The organism is Micromonospora sp. NPDC003776, assembly GCF_053605645.1.
Map to the genome: position 1 here is coordinate 1 of NZ_JBSGJR010000524.1, position 4,972 is coordinate 4,972.

Sequence of the window (4,972 nt, forward strand, 5' to 3'; positions counted from 1 at the left end):
GCTCGCTCGGGTGCTCGGCGGCGGCGGCCAGCCGCAGCATCGTGTCGGCGTCCGGGCCGCCGGGCAGCGGGCGGATCTCGGCGACCCGGGGCGTGCCCTCGGTCAGCGTGCCGGTCTTGTCGAAGACCACGAGGTCGGTGTCGGCCAGCCGCTCCATCACGACGGCGGATTTCACCAGTACGCCGTGCCGCCCGGCCAGGGCGATGGCGGAGAGCAGCGGCGGCATGGTCGCCAGCACCACCGCGCAGGGCGACGCGACGATCATGAAGGTCATGGCCCGCAGCAGCGTCGGTTGCAGCGCCGCCCCGAAGGCCAGCGGCACCGCGAACAGTGCCAGGGTGGCCACCACGACGCCGACCGAGTACCGCTGCTCCACCTTCTCGATGAACAGCTGGGTACGCGCCTTGGTCGCCGACGCCTCCTCGACCAGCGCGACGATCCGGGCCACCACCGATTCGGCCGCCGGCCGGTGCACCCGGGCCAGCAGGCTGCCCGCCCCGTTGACGGTGCCGGCGTAGACCTCGTCGCCCGGGTGCTTGGGCGCGGGCAGCGGCTCGCCGGTGACGCCGGCCTGGTCGACGTCGCTGGCCCCGTCGACCACCACCGCGTCGGCGCCGATCCGCTCGCCGGGGCGGACCCGGATCACCTCGCCGACCACCAGGTCGGCGGTCGGGACCACCTCCTCGACGCCGTCGGGCCGGACCCGGGCGGCCCGCTCGGGGGCGAGGTCGAGCAGGGCACGGACGGAATCGGCGGTCCGGGCGGTGGCGAAGGCCTCGAGGGCCCCCGAGGTGGCGAAGATGACGATCAGCAGGGCCCCGTCGAGCACCTGGCCGATCCCGGCCGCCCCGAGCGCGGCGACGATCATCAGCAGGTCGACGTCGAGGCTCCGCTCCCGCAGCGCCCGCAGTCCGGCCAGCGCCGGCTCCCAGCCGCCGGCCGCGTAGCAGGCGAGGTAGAGGGCCCACCAGAGCCAGGCGGGGGCACCGGCGAGCTGCGCCAGGCCACCCAGCGCGAAGAGCAGGGTGGCCGCCGCCGCCCAGCGCACCTCGGTCAGCGCCCAGAGGCGCACCGCCAGGCGCCGGCTGCGGACCACGGGGACGGGGGTCGGCGCGGTACGCCGGGGATCGGTCGTCAGCGTCACGGGACGGCACCCTACCTGCATCAGTTCGCAGGTATTCAGGCAGCCAGCCAAACGAACACCGTTAGGCTGGGCCGGTGCACACCTCGCTCCCGGACTTCCGGATGCCCGACGACGAGCAGGTCCACCTCGCCGCCGAGAGCTTCCGGATGCTCGCCGACCCCACCCGCATCAAGATCCTCTGGGCCCTGCTGCAGGGCGAGTCCTCCGTCGCATGCCTGGCCGAACTGGTCGGGGCGGCCCCCACGGCGGTGAGCCAGCACCTGGCCAAGCTGCGCCTGGCCGGGCTGGTGCGCGGCCGCCGCGAGGGCACCTTCGTCTACTACTCGGCGGCCGACGTGCACGTCCGGGCGCTGCTCGACGAGGCCCTGTTCCACGCCGACCACACCGACCGCGACCTACCCGACCACCCGCGCGGCGACCTGGCCGCGCACGCCCCGACGCGCTGAGCGGCGGTCAGCCGGCCTCCGGGGTGAGCCGTACCCGGCGCAGCAGTTGCGCGTTGAGCGCCACCACGATGGTGGAGGCCGACATCAGCACCGCGCCGACCGCCGGGCTGAGCGCGATGCCCGCCCAGGCCAGCACCCCCGCGGCGAGCGGGATCGCCAGCACGTTGTAGCCGGCCGCCCAGGCCAGGTTCTGCCGCATCTTGCGGTACGACGCCCGCGACAGCCGGATCACCCCGGTGACGCCGCGCGGGTCGTCGCTGGCCAGCACCACCCCGGCCGACTCGATCGCGACGTCGGTGCCGGCGCCGATGGCCAGTCCCACGTCGGCGCGGGCCAGGGCCGGGGCGTCGTTCACCCCGTCGCCGACCATCGCCACGGTCAGTCCCCGGGACTGGAGTTCGGTGACCGCCTTGTCCTTGTCGGCGGGGAGCACCTCGGCGAAGACCTCGTCCACGCCGGGGCGGAAGCCCAGGTCGGCGGCGACCGCCTCGGCGACGGGGCGGGCGTCTCCGGTGATCATCACGATCTTCTTCACCCCCTGCTCGCGCAGCTGGGCGATCGCCTCGCGGGCCTCCGGGCGGACCTCGTCCTCGAGGGCGAACGCCCCGACCACCCGCGCCGCGCCCGGTTCGGGCGAGCGGACCAGGTGCAGCACCGCGGCGCCGCGCTTCGACCAGCCCTCGGCGGCCCGGGTCAGCTCGTCGGGGATGTCCACGCCCAGCTCGCGCAGCAGGGCCGGGCCGCCGACCGCCCACTCCGTACCGTCGACCGTGGCGCGGACGCCGCGGCCGGTCAGCGACCGGAAGTCTCGCGCCTCGGCGCGGAGGTCGCGACCCTGGGCGGCGGTGACCAGGGCCCGGGCGAGCGGGTGCTCGCTGTCGGCCTCGACCGCGCCGGCGACGCGCAGCGCGTCGTCCTCGGTCAGGCCGCCCGCGGCGGCCACGCCGGTGAGGGTGTGCCGGCCCTTGGTGAGGGTGCCCGTCTTGTCGAACAGGACCGCGTCGACGGTGCGCATCCGTTCCAGGGCGAGCCGGTCCTTCACCAGGATGCCGGCGCGCGCCGAGAGCGCCGTGGAGAGCGCCACGACCAGCGGGATGGCCAGCCCCAGGGCGTGCGGGCAGGCGATCACCAGGACGGTCACGGTGCGGACCACGGCCTCGTCGGTGCTGCCCAGGAGGAGCCAGGCGACGAAGGTGGCCAGCCCGGCGAGCGCGGCGACGTAGAACAGCAGCGCCGCGAACCGGTCGGCGAGCACCTGGGCGCGCCCGCCGGAGGCCTGTGCCTGGGCAACGAGCCGGCCGATGCCCGCGAGGGCGGTGTCCTCGCCGACGGCGTCGACCCGGACCCGCAGGGCGGAGTCGGTGGCCACGGTGCCGGCCACCACCCGGTCCCCGACGGCGCGGGGCACCGGCCGGGACTCCCCCGTGATCATCGACTCGTCGAGTTCGGCGGCTCCGTCCTCGATCCGCCCGTCGGCGGGGACCCGGCCGCCGGAGCGGACCAGCACCAAGTCGCCGACCCGCAGGTCACCGACCGGCACCCGGTGCGGCTGTGCCGCCTCGTCCAGGCGTTCGGCGTCGTCGGGCAGCAGCGCGGCGAGGGCGGCGAGCGCGCCCTGGGCCTGGCCGATCGCCTTCATCTCCTGCCAGTGGCCGAGCAGCATGATGGTCACCAGCGCCGCCAGCTCCCACCAGAAGTCCAGGTCGAACAGGCCGAGGGTGGTCGCCGCCGAGGCGGCGTAGGCGACCGTGATCGCCATCGAGATCAGCAGCATCATGCCGGGCGCCCGGTCGCGCAGTTCGCGGACGCCGCCGACCAGGAACGGCCACCCGCCGTACCAGAAGACGACCGAGCCGAGCACCGGGCCGACCCAGCGCAGGCCCGGGAACTCGATCCGGTAGCCGAACCAGTTCATGACCATGTGGCTGGTCAGCACGATCGGCACGGTCAGCGCCAGGCTCAGCCAGAACTTCCGTCGGAACTGCTCCGGGTCGTGCCCGGCGTGCTTGTCGTGCCCGCCGTGCTCGGCGTGCTGCCCGTGCGCCCCAGGCGCGGCGGCCGCGTCGTGGTGCCGGTGTTCGTGTTCCATCGAACTCCACCTCCGCACGCGACCATATACCCCCCAGGGGTACCTCACAAGGTGACCCTCGTCCCGCGCCCAAGGGCCATCTTTCCGCGTCCGACCGGCACAAACCGGGGCAACGTCGGGGACGGGGAGCGGAAGGAGGCCCGTGATGGAGACGCAGGGCCGGGGCGGTGGCGTCAGCCGCCGTCTACTGCTGGCCGGCCTCGCCGGCACCGTCGGGCTCGCCGGCGCGGCCGGGGCGGCGGCCTGGCTGGGCGACGGCTTCGGGCCCCGGCTGGTCCACTCCGACGACCCCCTTGTCGCGCGGATCGAGGCGGCCCGTCGGCACCCCGACGCGGCCACCGTCGCCACCCGGCTCCGGCCGCGTCCGGCCACTTACGACCCCGGCGGGGCGCACCTGGGCCGCATGTCCGGCATGGCGATGGGGGGATTGGTCTCGGCGTGATGGTCCGAGTCCGCGTTGGGCGCGGACGTGGCTGTAGCCGAGCTGGTCCAGGACCTAGTGGTACGGGTAGGAGCCGCCGTCGGGTTTGTTGGGCCGGAAGCGGCCCACCCGCGCGGAGGACGGTGCGGCGGCGGAGCCGGCGTTGCGCGAAATCCAGGGACGGGAACAGGGCGGTGGCGATCTGGTCGGTGGTCAGCAGTCCGTGGTCGTAGAGCCAGCCGAGGAGCCGGTCGTCGCGGGTGGTGATGCTGGCCTGCAGTTGCAGAAGCGGGTCCGGTGCCGGTAGTGGTTTACGCATGGGCGGCCCCTGGGGGGACACCTCACACATGGGTGTGTGTCGGGAACCGACCGGCGCCGCCCAGAGCAGGCCTGACCTGGGCTGTCAGCGAGTGCGAGGGGCCGGCTTGGGGGTCAGTATCAAGGCGGACGGCGGGACGGGGATCGACACCGACACCGACATGGCCCGTCACACCGCTATGACCGCCATGTGAGCGGGCTGGTCAGTCCGACCAGCGAAGCTGGTGGTGGTCCCCATGCGGGGAATCATCATTGTTGCTCCTCGGCCAGGCGTGGGGGTAGGCATCAGACACGCAGCCGCTGCGGGCGTTGACAGGCCTGGTCAGCTTCTGTCAGCTCGCGGCCTTCCTGACAGACACGCACGCTGGCCTGACAGCAGCGGCTTCGTCTGGCAGACGCCGCCGGTGTCGGAACCTGTCACGCGGCCTCCCACGGTGACAGGCCCGATGCTGGCGGGGCGGTCTCGGCGCGCGCGCAGCTGCCGGGCGACGGCTTTGCGGGACAGCGGGGTTCCGCGTCGGACCGCCGCGCGTACCCCTCGCCGCCGCGGAACC

Annotated in this window: 4 protein-coding genes and 1 pseudogene; 2 read left to right on the forward strand and 3 right to left on the reverse strand. The window is 74.3% G+C overall.

Annotated features, from left to right (window positions below; genetic code table 11):
• A partial coding sequence (locus ACWEVO_RS29910) for an HAD-IC family P-type ATPase (RefSeq protein ID WP_452310819.1) occupies positions 1-1,144 on the reverse strand: 1,144 nt, incomplete at its 3' end.
• Between the two features lie 74 nt (positions 1,145-1,218).
• Here ACWEVO_RS29910 and ACWEVO_RS29915 point away from each other — a divergent pair.
• Positions 1,219-1,590, forward strand: a complete 372-nt coding sequence (locus ACWEVO_RS29915) for an ArsR/SmtB family transcription factor (protein WP_452310820.1) — start codon at positions 1,219-1,221, stop codon at positions 1,588-1,590.
• A 7-nt stretch (positions 1,591-1,597) separates the two neighbouring features.
• On the opposite strand, the gene ACWEVO_RS29920 is transcribed toward ACWEVO_RS29915, so the two are convergent.
• Positions 1,598-3,679 carry a heavy metal translocating P-type ATPase gene (locus ACWEVO_RS29920; protein ID WP_452310821.1) on the reverse strand — a complete coding sequence of 694 codons (2,082 nt, stop codon included), beginning with the start codon at positions 3,677-3,679 and terminating at the stop codon, positions 1,598-1,600.
• Positions 3,680-3,824: 145 nt separating this feature from the next.
• On the opposite strand from ACWEVO_RS29920, the gene ACWEVO_RS29925 reads away from it, so the two are divergent.
• Positions 3,825-4,121, forward strand: a complete 297-nt coding sequence (locus tag ACWEVO_RS29925) for a hypothetical protein (protein ID WP_452310822.1) — start codon at positions 3,825-3,827, stop codon at positions 4,119-4,121.
• On the opposite strand, the pseudogene ACWEVO_RS29930 reads toward ACWEVO_RS29925, so the two are convergent.
• Positions 4,104-4,419: pseudogene (locus tag ACWEVO_RS29930) on the reverse strand (replication-relaxation family protein); the annotation flags it as partial. The gene ACWEVO_RS29925 and the pseudogene ACWEVO_RS29930 sit on opposite strands and share 18 nt — an antisense overlap.
• Positions 4,420-4,972: the final 553 nt, after the last annotated feature.